Here is a 15,900-nt window from a genome sequence, read left to right as displayed (position 1 = left end):
GCTTTTTGTACATGTCATCCTCAGGGCAGTCCCTCTCCATATGTCTCCGCTTGAAACTTCAAATCTCACATTCACTTGAATCATACATGATGTTTTAGTTGTACAGAATTTGTATAGTTTCATTTCATACAATGTAGTTTGGTTCGGATGGCAAATCTTAGTTGTTACACTCATTCGGCATGAACAGTTATTTTTGGGGATGAGACATGAGTTATGGTCTCGCGGATCAATCGGCAAGTGAAAAATAGATATGAAAAGGGAGGAATGAAAAGTTGAGAAGTAGGAGCTTTCCCTCAGGGCTGAAAAAAAGCGGGCGGATCGTTATGATCATCGGTCTGGCCATCTTATTCTTTTTCAGCCAGATTGCCAGCTATACTCTTACAGCGGAGGCTGTGGGCGTATCGTCAAACGACAGCCAATTCTTCGATTCGGTGACGGTCAAAGACGTCAATCATCAGGTAGTTGACGGGTCAAAAGGAAACGAACCGGCATTAAAGCCGGGGGATGAAGTGACACTGACATATGAATGGTCATTGAAAAAGGATAAAGAAGCAGACAGCGAACAGGATATCCATGTGGAGATACCTGAAAGCTTTACATTTGATAAAGGTGCAGAAGGTGAGATCAAATCTGCTGATCAGGTCATCGGCAGCTATCAAGTGCCGGCGGGCAGCAGCACCATGACGGTGAAATTAATAACTGCATACGCGGATTCTCCGAATGCCAAGGGGACCATTACACTGCCAGCCGCGTTTACGGCAGATGTAAAAGACGATGAACATACAGCAGCAGCCCTTTTTCAACTAGGGGGAGGCAAAACCCAGCAGGTGATTATCCCTATCAAGAAAGATGAGATACCAGACGCCGAGGCGGAAGAGCCAAAAAACGACTCTTCTGATACTGCGGGAGATCAGAAAGGGACAGATGACAAATCTGCGCCTTCAGTCAGCAAGGATCAAAAAGAAGAGGAACCAAAACCATCGGCAGACTCTAAGAGCAGTGATTCTCCTAAGAGCGATGATTCAAAAAACGTGTCATCCTCAAGTCAATCAGCTTTCAAAAGCTTGCAAACTGAAGAAAAACAAATCACGCAACATATTTTAACCGGCGTGACATTGACGGATGAAAACGGAAAGCCATATGACAAGGGCAATCGCGCCGATACGAATTCTCCGGTGAAAATTTCAATTGATTGGGCCATTCCTGATGATTTGGGAAAAACAATCAATGCCGGCGATAAATATGAATTTGATTTGCCTAAAGAATTTATTATGCATAATGACATTTTGAACCTGCCGTTAAGCGCCGGAGACACCACCTACGGGACATTTTCTATTGATACGAACGGACATGTGGTGATGACATTTAACGGCGAGGTAAAAGAAAGTTCTAATGTCAAAGGCACATTGGTTATCAATACACAGTTCAACGAGAAAAAAATAACGGGTTCGACAACACAAAAGATTCCATTCCCTGTGAGTTCCGATACTCCTGAAACAACAGTTTATTTTAAACCAAATGTGAGTAAAACCATTGACAAATCAGGTGCACTGGATAAAGGCATCAACCCCGGTAAAGTAACATGGACGGTCGATGTCAATAAAAAGTTGGATCAAGTCAAAAATGCCAAACTCACGGAAAGCCTTCCAGAGGGCTTAATCTACCGTTCAGTTAAAGTGTATGAACTCAATGTGAACATTGATGGGTCTGTCAGCAAAGGAAATGAAGTTTCTTCCGGTTACAGCGTTGATTCAAAAGGAAATGTCACATTTGACGGGACAATCGATTCAGCCTACCGCCTTGTATATGAAACTGACATTGATAATAGTGCGAAGCCGAGTGAAGGTGGAAATCTAACGCTGACGAACAAGGCAGCATTCAGCGGAGATGACCTGGAACCCATCTCTGCCGAAGCCACTGTTGCAGCCAAATATGGAAAAATGATCGCGAAATCATCAACAGGATATGATGGAGAATCTCAAACATTCAGCTGGGCTCTTTCATACAACTACGGTGAGAAACAGATCGATCAATCCAAGGCCAGCATTAAGGATTCTTTTGGAACTGGCGATTTGCACCTCGTAAAAGATTCTTTGAAGGTTATTCCTATTGCCTTTGGACAGAACGGGAGCGAGCAAGCGGGAACGCCTTTAAAGGAAGGCGAGGACTACACGCTGACCGATAATGGAAGCGGATTTGAAATCAAATTTAATAAAACCGTTACCAGCGCTTACAAAATCACATATCAAACAAAGGTCAACAGCGGAGTCATCATTGATAAATCGACAACGTACACCAATAGCGTGGTGACCGGAACAGGGGATTCAAAAGAAGCTTCTGGCATAGCCATTCAGCAGAATCTCATCAAAGGATATTCAAACGTTGATTATGAGAAGAAGACGGTTGATTGGACGATCACAGTTAATAAAAACCGCTATACAATGAACAATTGGACTTTAGATGATCAATTCGACAGCGGCGGTCTGGCATTAATTGACGGGTCATTCAAGATTCAAGACACAACCAATAACAAAACATTGCAGGAAGGCAAAGACTACAATTTCACAAAGAAACCGGATCATAAAGGCTTTACTTTGGCATTGATCGGGGATTACAAAAAAACAGACAGTCAGTTTAAGATCATTTATACGACAACTTTCAATGCCGATTATTCTAACGAAAGTGTTAAGAATACAGCTCAGTCGACATGGACTGATCAAAACGGCAATGAGCGCACGAATAAGGTATCAAGCGGTTTTACGCCGAATCATCAGACTTCAAATAATGGTTTCAAAAACGGTTCATACAACGCAGTTTCAAAGGAAATCACGTGGAAAATCGGCGTCAATTATAATGGCGAGCCGATGAAAAACCCTTATATAAAAGATGCCATAACAGATCCTCAGCAATTTGTGCCGGGTTCCGTTGTGGTAAAGAGCTATACGATCAATAAAAACGGCTCCATCACAGAAGGAGACGCGCTTGACCCTTCCAAGTATGATGTCGAAGAGCCTTCAGAGAAAAATGAACGCACTCTGACGGTACACCTTAAAACAGGCGATTCTGTACCATATCTGATTGAGTTTAAGACATCACTCAAGGGGCAGGTCATTGATCAGAACCAGTACACAAACAAGGCAACATACTATAATGACGGTTATGCAGACCGCACGTTGACGGGTTCTGTTTCGGTTGCGAACGGAGGAAACCTGGTTTTCAAAGGCGGCAAACAAAATGGCAGCTACATTGATTGGAATATCAACGTCAACTCCAGCCAATCAACGCTGGATGACGTGAAAGTTACTGACACGCCAGATGATAATCAAATACTAGATGCAGATTCTTTTAAAGTATACCAAGCAAAATATGATGAAAACGGTGTGGTCAAAGACAGCAGCGGAAATCTGACCGCGGGCGATGTCGAGCTCCAAAAAGACAAAGACTACACGGTAGACATCAAAACCGACAATACAACAGGTGAACAATCGTTTGTCCTGCAATTCATAGGCAGCTATAAGCAAATTGACCGTGCCTATGTGATCAAATACCGGTCTCTGATTAACATAGCCGGCACGAACGGGCACGTTAAAAATAAGGTGTCCATTTCTGGGACAAATGTGAAAGAGCAGACCCAAGAAACCAGCAGCTCGATCTTTGTTGCCATTTCAAGCGGCGACGGTTCCGGATCTGGAGAAAAAGGAAGCCTGACGATTTTAAAGACAGGAGAGGACGATAAAGCTCTTGGAGGAGCAGAGTTTCAGTTATGGTCTGAAGACGCCAAGCAGCTCCTGCGCAATGGCACAACAGGTGCCGATGGTAAGCTTACATTCGGAAATATTCGCTACGGCTCTTACGTATTAAAAGAAGTAAAAGCGCCTGACGGATATACCATCGGCGATGCTTATGCAAAAGGAGTCTCTGTTAAGATAGACAGCAACTCATCCAAGACAGGAGCGCTGTACAAAGTCGTAAATCAACAGAACAAGGTGACGCTTATCAAAAAAGACGAACAAAAAAATCCTTTAGCTGGTGCTGTTTTCAAGCTGGAGAAAAAGGCGGGCAACGGCACCTATACTTTGGTAGAAACGGATATCAAAAGCGATAAAAACGGAAAAATCGAAATGAATGGTTTGCCGGCGGGCTATTACCGCCTGACAGAAACGAAAGCCCCTGCTGGCTTTATCGTGAATACGAAGGCGATTCATTTCTCAATCGCAAAGAATGATAAGAATCAAGTGTCTGACGTAGAATTGGGAGAAATGGTCAATTATCAAGGAAGGGCCTATTTAGCGAAGAAAGATGCCGCAGGACAGAAACTTGAAGGAGCCGTCTTCAAGATTATCGATGACGAAGGCCGTACAGTTCAAGAAGAGCTGACTTCGAATAAAGACGGAAAAGTAGAGGCATCAGGCCTTGCGCCGGGACGATACGCCTTTGTCGAAACGAAAGCCCCGAACGGATATGTATTAAACACCGAGAAACGAGAATTTATCATTTCTGAATCAGCAGTAGGAAAGCCGGAATCAACTGATGCCGGGATAGCCGTTAACTATAAAGGCTCCGCTCAGCTGGTGAAGGAGAATGCCGAAGGGCAGAAACTTGAAGGAGCCGTTTTCAAGATTGTCGATGACGAGGGCCATACGGTTCAAGAAGAGCTGACCTCGGATAAAGACGGAAAGATCATAGCTTCAGGCCTCGCACCGGGACGATACGCTTTTGTTGAAACGAAAGCGCCTGAGGGTTATGTACTGAACACGGAGAGAAAAGAGTTCACCATCTCTGAATCAACAGAAGGAAAGCCGGAATCAGCAGATGCCGGGATAGCCGTTAACGATAAAGGCTCCGTTCAGCTGGTGAAGGAAGATGCCAAAGGGCAGAAACTTGAAGGGGCCGTTTTCAAGATTGTCGATGACGAGGGCCATACGGTTCAAGAAGAGCTGACCTCGGATAAAGACGGAAAGATCATAGCTTCAGGCCTCGCACCAGGACGTTACGCTTTTGTTGAAACGAAAGCGCCTGAGGGTTATGTACTGAACACGGAGAGAAAAGAGTTCACCATCTCCGAATCAGCAGAAGGAAAGCCGGAATCAGCAGATGCCGGGATAGCCGTTAACTATAAAGGCTCCGTTCAACTGACGAAAGTAGATCAAGACGAAAAAGGATTAGCGGGTGCAGTTTTCAAAATTGTTGATCACAACGGAAACACAGTAAAAGCTGACCTTGTCTCAAAAGAAGGCGGTAAAATTGAGGTTGCAGGTTTGGCTCCGGGAAGTTATCAATTTGTTGAAAAACAGGCGCCAGACGGCTATCTCCTATCCGAAAGCCCGGTGCCGTTCACCATTCAGGCTGAACATGGCGGCCAACCAGAACAAGTTGAAGTAACAGCTGTCAACACCGAGAACCGTGTCGTTCTCACAAAAGTGGATCAACATGATAAAGAGAAAGTTCTTCAAGGAGCGGAGTTTAATCTGACTGATGCCAACGGCAAAGTTCTGAAATCCGGCCTGACAACTGATGACAAGGGACAGATTACCGTACACGGTCTTAAAGCAGGCAAGTATCAGTTTGTCGAAACAAAAGCGCCAGTGAATTACAGTTTGGATAAAACGCCAATACCGTTCAAGATCACCAATACTGAAACAAAGCCAGTCGAAATCACCGCGGAGAATATACTGACACCAGGCGACGTGAAACTGACAAAAGTGGATCAAGACGATAAAAAAGCCGTTTTAGAGGGTGCTGAATTCAAGTTATTGGACGCCAACGGCAAGCCTGTAACAACTGATGGTAACGGCAAAGGAATCTCCAAATTATGGAAAACAAATCAAAATGGACAATTCACTATTAAAGGCCTTGCGCCGGGGCGCTACCAGCTTATCGAAACGAAGGCGCCCGATGGCTATAAACTGGATGACACACCAATTGGATTCACCATTGAAAAAGGACAGTCAAAACCTGTTGAGGTTATCGCCTCTAATCAAAAATTAAAAACGCCAACGCCGAGCAATGATACACCGGATAAAAACGTGAAGGGAGATGGACAGCATCCAAAAACCGATGGTACAGATGGTCATGTGAAAACAGACAATTCACATCCAAAAGCCGATGATACAGCTGGCCACACAAAAACAGACAATTCTCTTCCAAAAACCGGTGATACAGACAGTACGGTGCCGGTTATGATCGGCATTCTTCTGCTCTTAGCAGGCGGAACTTTGGCACATGTCTCAAGAAAGAAACAAAGAAAGGCATAAATGTGATGGCACCTGATCATTGAAGATTCGATCAGGTGCTTTTTTAAACAGATCATCCCTCATAGCATGACGCATAAGAAAGGAATGGACTGCATGTATAAAAAGATAATCATTGCGGTGTTTATTCTTTCCGGCCTGCTGCTTATCTTTTCTCCTTTCATAAAAGGAAGTCTCATCGCCTACCTTTGCAAAAACCAGTATGAGTCGGAATTGACTGTGAAGCAGCTGCAAGAAAATAATGAAGAAGAAGCAGAATTTGATTTCGATTCCATACAGCCGCCCACGCTATCGGAAGCTATAAAGGCGGGCTTCGATCGGGATCCGAAGACAATAATCGGCAGGATCACCATTGAAAGTGTGGATCTGGAGCTCCCCATATTAAAAGGCACCACCAATGAAAACCTGTTGATCGGAGCGGCAACAATGCGCCCGGATCAGAACATGGGCGAGGGAAACTATCCATTGGCAGGCCATCACCTGAAGCAGAAGAACCTTTTATTCGGACCTCTGGCCAACATAAAAAAAGGCGCCAAAATTGTGATCACAGATTTCAAAAAAGATTATATTTACTCTGTGACATCAATAAAAATGATTTCTGAAATAGATGCAGATGTGATTCAGGATACAAAAGAAAAGGAAATTACATTAATCACATGCGACAAAGCTGTGGAAACCGAAGGGCGTCTCGCAGTGAAAGGAAATTTGATTGAGACTGTCGGTCATACAAATGACAAATCGATTAGCGGAATGTGATGATGTGTGTGTATGAGCAATTTTCCAAAACCGCTTCAAATTATTCTTTTGATTACAGGAGAATAAAAAAAGACTGCCTTATGAAAAGGCAGTCTTTTTTCTAATGCAGAACATAATTCTTCAAAATGTCCATTGTCATGCTTTTCGCTTCTGTGCCGGTACCGTCAATGTTCGTCACGAAACTGTACACTCCGTTTTCGGTTTTGACAAAGCCTGCATACCAGCCGATGCCTGAGCCTGAACCGGTTTTTCCATAAAGCGTATAATGATCCTCATCTTCCTGAATCATCATCCGCTTCACTGTCTTCATTACGCTTTTATCAAATGGCAGTTTTTCTTTGTATAAGGCTTCCATAAAGTCCGTTTGTTCCAGAGGAGAAATCTTAAGCGTGCTGCTCAGCCAAAATTGGTCAATGCCGCCGCTGATATCTTGATTGCCGTACGCTATTTTATCAATCCATTCCTTCATTCGCTCTTCTCCGATGTCTCGTGCCATCGCTTGATAATACCAAACAACAGAGTATCTCATGGCAGATCCTAGCGTGTGATCCTGATTCCATACATCGAGTTCACGTTTTACACCGTCCCAGTATTTGATGTCATATTCATCTTTAACGGCGCCTGTTTGTAATCCAATGAGCGCGTTTGGGACTTTAAAAGTCGATTGCGGCGCAAATCTTTGTGTCGCGCGTTGATCGCCGTAGACGAATGTTTTTTCGTTTTTCAGATCACGTAAGATAAAAGTTCCGTCGTGATCAGTGAAAAACTCATCGACATTCATTTTCTTTAGATTGGGACTCTTCTCAGCAGCAACAGCTTCTCTAGGTGTTTGCAAACTTGATGTCAAAAGGACAGCTGCGCCGATAAGTGATAAAACAACCGCTTGAATTTTTCGCTTATTCATACGTGTCACCTCAGCAAATGTAAAATAAGAGAGGGGATGATTTCCACTCTCTTTTATATCTTCTGCTTAAACGCCTCGATCAGTTTCGCTCCTGTATAGCCCTCTTTTACAAGAGATTCCAGAATGGTTTCAGTGCCTTGCTGTTTTCTTGTCACCATTTGTCCGTAAATTAAAACCGAGATGCTTTCTTCCAGTTCAGCAATATTCTTCACAGCTGCAGTCAGCTGGGCGGGGCGGTTGCTTTTTTTCGTAATCGTCACAAACACTTTGACTTCAGCTTGTTTTTTTTGAAGCTGGTCAAAAAAAGACAAGTGCTCCTTCGGAACAAGCGCTTCAATCAGCCAGTGATTTTCGCCGTCTTCTTTATTGATAATCAGTCCGTCAATAAGGGGAAACTGTTCAATTGACTTTTCTTCCTTGTCCACTCGTTCCACGTTCAGGTCAACCAGTTTAAAGGTTTTCATTTTTATCTCACCCCATTTACTTACAAAGAATTCTTAAAATGAATTATAACACATATTCATTTTTCCGTGAAAACGCTGTAATGCCGCGGACAATTTATTTTGTACTGGCACAACATTTAATAATTTCTATTTTTTCATTATACTGTAACTGACTATGGATTACGGAGAGGTGTGTATGAATCGATTTCATTTAAAGGAAATTTATATTGACGGCACTCCGGCGGATCAGCGTTTGATTCAAACGAATGAAGCTTATATGTTAAGCCGTAAAGATATTTTTGAGGTTCATCTATATAGGAAAGAGAGGATGATTTTTTTATACGAAACTTATGATGGGATGGAACAGTACAAAATCCAGCTGTCGCTCCCGGAAAAGAAACTCAGCTTTCAGTGGTTTGCATGGGACGGCTCTTCTTATGTCTGTATGAATACGCAGCATTGGCTGACATCTAAATTGTTTTTCCGGTTTTTAAAAAATACATATTTCTTTAGAGGGAAAAAACAAAAGCTGTTTTTAGCTGAGGGAAAAATGAAAACGAAAGATAAAAACAGAGGCTGAAATGCGATTTTGAGCGTTTTTCTTTTCTCGTTGCATCATCTACAATACGTGTAACCGCAAGGAGAGGAGGAATCGCAATGTTCAATCAGGTCATGCTTGTCGGACGTTTAACAAAAGACCCTGAGCTTCGGTACACTTCTGCAGGCGCGGCAGTCACACACATTACGATTGCAGTTAACCGCAGCTTCAAAAATGCTTCAGGAGAAATTGAGGCGGATTACGTCAATTGCACGCTTTGGAGAAAAACGGCCGAAAACACGGCGTTATATTGCCAAAAAGGCTCTCTCGTCGGCCTAAGCGGACGGATTCAGACAAGGAGCTATGAAAATGCGGAAGGTGTCAAAGTGTACGTAACTGAAGTGATGGCTGATACTGTTCGTTTTATGGACCCTAAACCTCGGGAAAAAGCTGCCGATTGACATCCCCCTGTTCCTCCCGCTTTAAATCCCATTCACGATTACTTTTCTTCGCATCATCCCCCTCTGTATTGACCAGTCAACCAGACTGGTTTTTTCTTTCTGTTTGAGATAGGAAAAATTGGTTCTTATGATGCATTTTTACTTAATTTCACTTAATAATATTGATTGTTAATATATAAAAACTTATAATTACTTAAAGATAACGTCATATGAAAAGGAATGAGGGCGTGTACCAAGAAGAAAGATTAGTAGCAATTGTGGATTATCTAAAGGAGCATAACCGCATTACAACCGAGCAGATCTGTACGCTCCTTCAGGTGTCCAGAGATACAGCACGGCGGGATCTTGTGAAGCTGGAGGAACAGAATGCCATTATTCGCACAAGAGGCGGCGCCATTCTGCCGTCTGTGCACCAGAAAATCCAAGGGTATTCCGGCCGGCTGAAAACAGTGTCCGAGGAAAAAAACAAAATTGGCAAACTCGCAGCATCACTGATCCAAAATGGCGACCGGGTTATTTTAGACGCGTCTACAACCGTTCAGGCGTGCGCCAAGCACTTGAATGCAGACGACTGTACGGTTATCACCAACTCCATTAATCTCGCGGAAGTGCTCTCAGACAAAGATGGTATTGAGATCTATCTTCTCGGAGGCAAGCTTGAAAAGGAGCACCGTTTCTTGTACGGCGCCTCTGTGATTGAAAAGCTTTCAAGCTATCACGTCGATAAAGCGCTGATCGGTGTCGTCGGCATTTCGGAACACGGCATTACGATCGCGCATGAAGAAGATGGGCTGGTGAAGCGAAAAATGATTCAGCAGGCGAAGCAGGTGATCGCCCTTGCGGATTATTCGAAGCTGGGAAGCACCGGTTTTTATCAGTACGCTGAGCTGAGTGAAATTGATCTCTTGATCACAGACCGGCTGCCGGATCAGGCGTTTTGCGACTTGCTTGACCTTAATGGCGTCGAACTTCTCGTGACAGAGCAGGATGAAAGAAAGGGCTGATAAACGTGAAATTGATTGCGATCGACTTAGACGGAACCTTGCTGAACAGCAAGCATCAAGTAAGCTCAGAAAATGAAAATGCTCTGCGGCAGGCGCAGCGTGACGGGATTGAGGTTGTTGTATCAACGGGACGCGCTTATTTTGATGTCGTGTCAATTTTTGAACCGCTCGGGATCAAAACGTGGGTCATCAGTGCGAACGGCGCTGTCATTCACGACCCTGACGGCAGGCTTTATCATTCGGAAACAATCGATAAAAAACGGGCGTATGACATTCTCTCGTGGCTTGAGTCAGAAAACTATTATTATGAGGTTTTTACAGACTCAGCTATTTATACGCCGCAAAACGGCAGGCAGCTCCTTGATGTTGAGCTTGACCGGGTCAAAAGTGCGAATCCAGAGGCTGACCTTTCTGTTCTGATGCAGGCAGCCGAGGTGCAATACAGTCAATCGGGCTTCGCTTATATCGACACGTTTCAAGAGCTCTTTGAGGAGGATAAACAGATTGATTTTTACAACATTCTTGGCTTTTCTTTCTTCAAAGAAAAGCTGGAGGCCGGGTGGCAAAGATACCAGGAGGATAAAGATCTGACACTTGTCAGCTCTGCTGATCATAACTTTGAGCTTTCCTCCAAAAAGGCATCCAAGGGGCAGGCGCTGGAAAGGCTGGCAAAGCGGCTTAACATCCCAATGAATGAAACAGTGGCCGTGGGTGACAGCTTAAATGACAGATCTATGCTGGAGGCTGCCGGAAAAGGCGTAGCGATGGGCAATGCGCGGGAGGACATCAAAGCGATAGCCGACGCTGTAACCCTGACCAATGATGAACATGGCGTTGCCCATATGATTCGGCACTTGCTGTAAGGTTTATCTTTTGAAAAAAAGTGCATCCTGTACATAACCGGCGTAACGGATTCTGTGAAATTCGGCGTGACGGCGATGAACGGAAAAAAGCTGGCTCTTTTAAGGAGCCAGCTTTTTTGTGGTTATTGTGCCTGCGCTGAGGCGCTTAATGTAAATAATTCTTCGAGCTCATCTGTAGACAGCTCGGTAATCCAGTTTTCACTTTGGATAATTTGGTCGTTCAGCGTTTGCTTCGTTTCAAGCATCATATCAATTTTTTCTTCAATTGTTCCCGTTGTAATCATTTTATGAACGTGGACAAACCGCTCCTGCCCGATGCGGTATGCCCGGTCAGTGGCTTGGTTTTCAACAGCCGGATTCCACCATCTGTCATAATGAATGACGTGATTGGCGGCTGTCAGATTGAGCCCGGTGCCGCCCGCTTTGAGCGACAGAATCAGTGTCGGGTATTCTTTCTTTTGAAATTTCTCAACGAGTGCATCACGGTCTTGCTTAGAAAGACTCCCGTTCAAAAACTGCACAGGTTCGCCGAAAGTTTTTTCAAGCAATCGCTTCATCATGTTCCCCATTTGAATATATTGCGTGAAAATGAGACAGCTTTCGTTTTGGGCGCGGATCGCTGTCATCAGCTCAAGCAATTTTTCAAGCTTGACCGAACGTCCGGCCAGCAGCTCGGTTTGATCTTCCTTCAAATAAAGCGCGGGGTGATCGCATATTTGTTTAAGCCGTCCGAGCATGCTGAGGATCAGTGCTTTTCGCTGCATGCCTGTCAGTGACGTCATATGTTCAAAAGTGTCTTTCACCAGCTGTTCATAGAGAGACGCCTGTTCGGCTGACAGCGGAATAAATTCTTTTTGCTCCAGCTTGTCGGGAAGGTTTAATGCGACGTCCTCATCCCGTTTTGTCCGCCGCAGCAGAAACGGCCGGATTAATTGCTGAAGCTGTCCGATTCTTTTTTCGTCCCGGTCCTTTTCGATCGGCAATACATAGCGTTTATGGAAACCGGTCAGACTGCCAAGGTAGCCTTTATTCATGAAGTCGAAAATCGACCATAGCTCAGTCAAGCGGTTTTCCATCGGAGTTCCGCTCAGCGCGATATGGTGAATGCCCTTCAGCTTTCTGATTGCGCGTGATTGTTTCGTGTGCGCGTTTTTAATATTTTGTGCTTCGTCAAGACAAATTGTGTTCCATGTCACCGAAGAAAGCTCTTCAGAATCGGCATGCGACAGCCCGTAGGAGGTTAAGACAACGTCCGCGTTTTCGTAATAGCCGGCGAAGTCTTCCCCCTTTGGACGGCGCGGGCCGTAATGGAGAGCGACCGACAGATTGGGCGCGAAGGTTTGAAGCTCCCGCTGCCAGTTGCCGAGTACGGATGTCGGCGCGATGATCAGATTCGGCGTGTTTTGCCGTCCGCTTTCCTTCACATGAAGAAAATATGCGATCATCTGAATGGTCTTCCCAAGCCCCATGTCATCAGCCAGACAGGCGCCAAAACCGCTTTGCCGCAGAAACAGCAGCCAGTTCATGCCGTATTTCTGATACGGGCGGAGCGTGCCTTGAAAGGAGGGGCTCACCTCATGCTCCGGCAGATTTTCCGCTGTTGTCAGCTTTCGAATCAGTGATCTGAGCTGTTTTGACAGGTCGAATTGAATCCCGGCAAAAGCGGATGTATCCATGATGTCTGAGTCCTCAAGCCCGCCTTCCTGCTGATCCATCAGCTCGCGTGCCAGAATATCAGACATATGGAGCCCTTCTGATTCCGCTTTCTCCATCAGCCGTTTCATCTGTTTGATAAACTGCGGATCTATTTTCACCCATTGCCCGCGAATATTGACGAGGCGCCTGTTGCTCGCGACAAGCTCGTTAAATTCATCCTCTGTCAGCTCAATGCCGTTTGTCGCAAACCGCCAGTTAAAATCAAGCAGCGCATTCATGCCGACAAATGACTCGCCGCGCGGGGCGGAAGACACCTTTGCTTTAAGCATCATGCTGCTGTCTCTGACAATCTGCCACCAGGATGGCAGGAGGATTTCAACGCCCATATCGACAAGCGTCTCACTTGCCTCTGACAGGAAAATCCAGGCTTCTTCCTCTGAAATCAGCGTGGTGCCGGAATCAAATGACAGCCACGGAACCGTTCGATGAAAGCGGTCCTGCTCGCGTGCGATTTTATCGCTGTAGGCCTGCCACGATTTTTTGAGGCTCTTCAGCCCGTCAAAAAATACAACCGCACCGCTCTTTTTATCGCGTAAAAACATTTCGATTTTCCAGTCATCGCCGTCAAAGTCTGGTTCATTCAAGCGGAGGCCGACCGTAAACGGGGTTTGATCGTCAACCCAGCCGATGCCTTCGAGAAAATCCTCTTCATCCAGAAAATGTCCGCGAAATGTTGTGACCGCAGGTGATTTTTCTTTGATATTTTCCCATTTTTCACGCAGTTCGTCGTCATATTGAATATAATCCTGCACCGCGGCTGAAAACCATTCCGCAGTAAAGCCATCCAGTATGCTGTCCCGATCCTTCCAGCGGAAAACACCGTTTGTCCATGCTTCGTAGTCAGGCAGGAAATCGCCGTCCGCGATAAATTCGTAAATGGTGGACGCTGCCTCAATCAGCGGTTCCGTTTCTTCTGTGAGCTGCACGGAGCTGAATGAGTTGAACGAGTTTTTGCCGAGAAGCTCTACAGTCATCCATGGAGAAAGCAAAACCGCGGTTGTCCCGATGAAGCTGACATCCTCAAGGAAGGTTCCGTAAAATGAGGATTCGTGCCATTGAAACAAATGCTTTTTCATGTGGCTGTAGGGAAGGGGCTGCTCATTCTCATCAAAGGCTGAGAGCGTGAATGACCCGTCTTCCATTTGTTCGACGTGAATAAGTATTTCTTTAAGACTCGCCATCAATCAACTTTCCTTTCTGCAGTTCTTCTTGAAGGGCGCGCAGGCGCTTGTAATGTGAGCTCAGCTGCTGAATATAGCGTTCCCATACCTTCAGTTTTTTCGCTTTTTTGTAGAGCGTCCGCAGTTTTTTCAAATACCGGGCCGCTTCCTTGTAAGAGCTGCGGTTTTTCTGGTCGATAAAAAAGGCCACTTCTCTGTGGTATGCGGGTATAAGGGCTTCGGGATCGCTCGCCGCGATTTCTTTGAGCATCGTTTTATCCATTTCATAAATTGAAAAGCCAACAAGGCTGTGGATTTCGATCCACTCGGCATAACGCTTTTTCTCATACAAATGATGGCTGTATTCTGTGAAAGTATATGGCAGACAGCCTGCCGCATAGCGTTCAAACAGCGCCTGGTCATTGGTTTGCTTCACATACGCGTTCAGCAGAAGAAACAGCTCGCCAATCACATCACGAATTTCTTTAAAAGGCTTATCCAGCTTTGTATAACCAATCGCAATCGATTCAATCCGGAGGTACCATGCTTTGAGCCGTTTCCAATCCTTTTTTGCGGTGATTTCACTCAGCCATTGGAACGTATACGGCAGCGCTTCCGGCGGAAATTGGCCGGTTTCCGCAAAAATAGCGTCATCATGTTTCTGCAAAAATTCTAAATGCAGACGCCCGAATTGCAATTCAGGAGAAAATCGCCGCCCGGCTTCTTTTTGCAGGATCTCTTGCTCACGCGCCACCCATTTCGGCCGCGGCAGCAGCGCACTCCAAATTTCACCGAAAATGCGGATGCGTTCATATTGAAAAATATCTTCCTTCAATAAGAGATCCCGAATGACATCCGGCGTTTTCTCCAGGAAGGGATCGAGTGCAAACGACAGCGCGTACGTTTTTAATTTATCAATTGAGCTGTAGATCGTGTCCATCAGCTGTTCGACATAAGGATTGAGGGAGTAAAAATCACGCTCGGGGTCCAGTTTTTCTTCTTCAATCAATGTAAACATGCGAAGCCACACCGCGATCGCTGAATGAATCTGATACAGGCTTTTCAGCTCCGGCTTGTTCGGGGCATGCTTTTTCAAAGCGGACAGATAGCCGTAATAGAGGGCCTGCATGTTTTGGCTGCCTTCAGCCGTGCGTGCCTGCCAAAGAGAAAACTCTGAATCGAAAAAAGCAAGCCAGCTTGAAAGCGACTCTTCATTAGGCAGCACCTTCTCTTGGAATTGACGCCGGACGAGCTCTTTGCTTTCTTCAAGCTTTTCCCTCTCCAGCCAGTGCTCTGTAAAAGTTCCCACTCGTTCAAACATTGCATATACATATAAAAAAACAGCCAGCTTATGGCGGCAGATTCTCCCAGACGGACATGAACAGCCGCTTTTGGCTATGACAAATAAGTTCAATGTGACACGCACAGGCACAACATCCTGCACGTAAGCCGTAACTTCCGTCGGACTCACTGCTTGTAAACGATAGACTGAATCCTGCCGATATAAAATAAGGGCTTTTTTGATCAGCTGAACATTTTCCTCGCTGTAAGGAAGAAGCTCTTTTAATTGTTCAGCCGATGCCAGCACATCGTCTTTAGAAATCATATTCTGAAGCATGATTATCGCTCCTAACCGAGTCACGTAATAAAAAGATCCAATTTCTCTATTATATCGCAACACAACGGCATGAAAAAGTTTTTCCTAAAATAGGACATAAAAAATGGGATGTGTCGAATGATGTATTAGAGATTGCAAAACGAGAGCCGGCATCATATAATAATCGTGTTTTCAACTTAATGGAAG

Annotated in this window: 10 protein-coding genes; 6 read left to right on the top strand and 4 right to left on the bottom strand. The window is 45.0% G+C overall.

The genetic code is table 11. The features are described from left to right. Positions 1 to 272: 272 nt before the first annotated feature. Positions 273 to 6,254, top strand: coding sequence for a SpaA isopeptide-forming pilin-related protein (locus WA325_RS07650; RefSeq protein ID WP_336183415.1), 5,982 nt, complete (start codon positions 273 to 275; stop codon positions 6,252 to 6,254). Between the two features lie 93 nt (positions 6,255 to 6,347). Continuing rightward, positions 6,348 to 7,007, top strand: a complete 660-nt coding sequence (locus tag WA325_RS07645; protein WP_181185716.1) for a class A sortase — start codon at positions 6,348 to 6,350, stop codon at positions 7,005 to 7,007. A 100-nt stretch (positions 7,008 to 7,107) separates the two neighbouring features. On the opposite strand, the gene blaOXA is transcribed toward WA325_RS07645, so the two are convergent. Both blaOXA and WA325_RS07635 read right to left on the bottom strand, forming a co-directional pair. Next, positions 7,108 to 7,911 carry a class D beta-lactamase gene (blaOXA, locus tag WA325_RS07640; protein ID WP_202853780.1) on the bottom strand — a complete coding sequence of 268 codons (804 nt, stop codon included), beginning with the start codon at positions 7,909 to 7,911 and terminating at the stop codon, positions 7,108 to 7,110. 53 nt (positions 7,912 to 7,964) lie between these two features. Next, the gene (locus WA325_RS07635) at positions 7,965 to 8,375 is read right to left on the bottom strand and encodes a YwpF-like family protein (RefSeq protein WP_059292379.1); all 411 of its coding nucleotides are present in this window, start codon (positions 8,373 to 8,375) and stop codon (positions 7,965 to 7,967) included. A 175-nt stretch (positions 8,376 to 8,550) separates the two neighbouring features. Between WA325_RS07635 and WA325_RS07630 the strand changes: the two genes are divergently transcribed. The 4 genes from WA325_RS07630 (at position 8,551) to WA325_RS07615 (ending at position 11,220) form a co-directional block, all read left to right on the top strand. After that, positions 8,551 to 8,934, top strand: a complete 384-nt coding sequence (locus WA325_RS07630) for a hypothetical protein (RefSeq protein ID WP_024123112.1) — start codon at positions 8,551 to 8,553, stop codon at positions 8,932 to 8,934. A gap of 77 nt (positions 8,935 to 9,011) precedes the next feature. Next, a complete protein-coding gene (gene ssbB, locus WA325_RS07625; RefSeq protein ID WP_024123111.1) occupies positions 9,012 to 9,353 on the top strand; it encodes a single-stranded DNA-binding protein SsbB in 342 nt (113 codons plus the stop codon). A gap of 227 nt (positions 9,354 to 9,580) precedes the next feature. Then, positions 9,581 to 10,357, top strand: a complete 777-nt coding sequence (locus tag WA325_RS07620; protein ID WP_024123110.1) for a DeoR/GlpR family DNA-binding transcription regulator — start codon at positions 9,581 to 9,583, stop codon at positions 10,355 to 10,357. 5 nt (positions 10,358 to 10,362) lie between these two features. After that, the gene (locus WA325_RS07615; RefSeq protein WP_202853779.1) at positions 10,363 to 11,220 is read left to right on the top strand and encodes a Cof-type HAD-IIB family hydrolase; all 858 of its coding nucleotides are present in this window, start codon (positions 10,363 to 10,365) and stop codon (positions 11,218 to 11,220) included. A gap of 122 nt (positions 11,221 to 11,342) precedes the next feature. Here WA325_RS07615 and WA325_RS07610 read toward each other — a convergent pair whose 3' ends face one another. Together WA325_RS07610 and WA325_RS07605 are read right to left on the bottom strand one after the other, a co-directional pair. Next, complete coding sequence (locus tag WA325_RS07610) at positions 11,343 to 14,117, bottom strand: DEAD/DEAH box helicase (protein ID WP_336183413.1); 2,775 nt, start codon at positions 14,115 to 14,117, stop codon at positions 11,343 to 11,345. Then, positions 14,104 to 15,714 (bottom strand): SWIM zinc finger family protein, encoded by a 1,611-nt coding sequence (locus WA325_RS07605; protein WP_336183412.1) that lies wholly within the window; start codon positions 15,712 to 15,714, stop codon positions 14,104 to 14,106. The genes WA325_RS07610 and WA325_RS07605 overlap by 14 nt, the downstream gene beginning before the upstream one ends. Positions 15,715 to 15,900: the final 186 nt, after the last annotated feature.

This window comes from Bacillus sp. 205(2023) (assembly GCF_037027485.1).
Classification (GTDB): domain Bacteria; phylum Bacillota; class Bacilli; order Bacillales; family Bacillaceae; genus Bacillus; species Bacillus halotolerans.
The sequence above is the reverse complement of the archived record's forward strand: the minus strand, read 5'-3'. Positions and strand labels throughout refer to the sequence as shown.

Bases quoted from the DNA above. Each gene is read 5' to 3' on its own strand.
- WA325_RS07645 (WP_181185716.1), top strand. From the start codon at position 6,348: ATGTATAAAAAGATAATCATTGCGGTGTTTATTCTTTCCGGCCTGCTG.
- blaOXA (WP_202853780.1), bottom strand. From the start codon at position 7,911: ATGAATAAGCGAAAAATTCAAGCGGTTGTTTTATCACTTATCGGCGCA.
- WA325_RS07635 (WP_059292379.1), bottom strand. From the start codon at position 8,375: ATGAAAACCTTTAAACTGGTTGACCTGAACGTGGAACGAGTGGACAAG.
- WA325_RS07630 (WP_024123112.1), top strand. From the start codon at position 8,551: ATGAATCGATTTCATTTAAAGGAAATTTATATTGACGGCACTCCGGCG.
- ssbB (WP_024123111.1), top strand. From the start codon at position 9,012: ATGTTCAATCAGGTCATGCTTGTCGGACGTTTAACAAAAGACCCTGAG.
- WA325_RS07610 (WP_336183413.1), bottom strand. From the start codon at position 14,117: ATGGCGAGTCTTAAAGAAATACTTATTCACGTCGAACAAATGGAAGAC.
- WA325_RS07605 (WP_336183412.1), bottom strand. From the start codon at position 15,714: ATGCTTCAGAATATGATTTCTAAAGACGATGTGCTGGCATCGGCTGAA.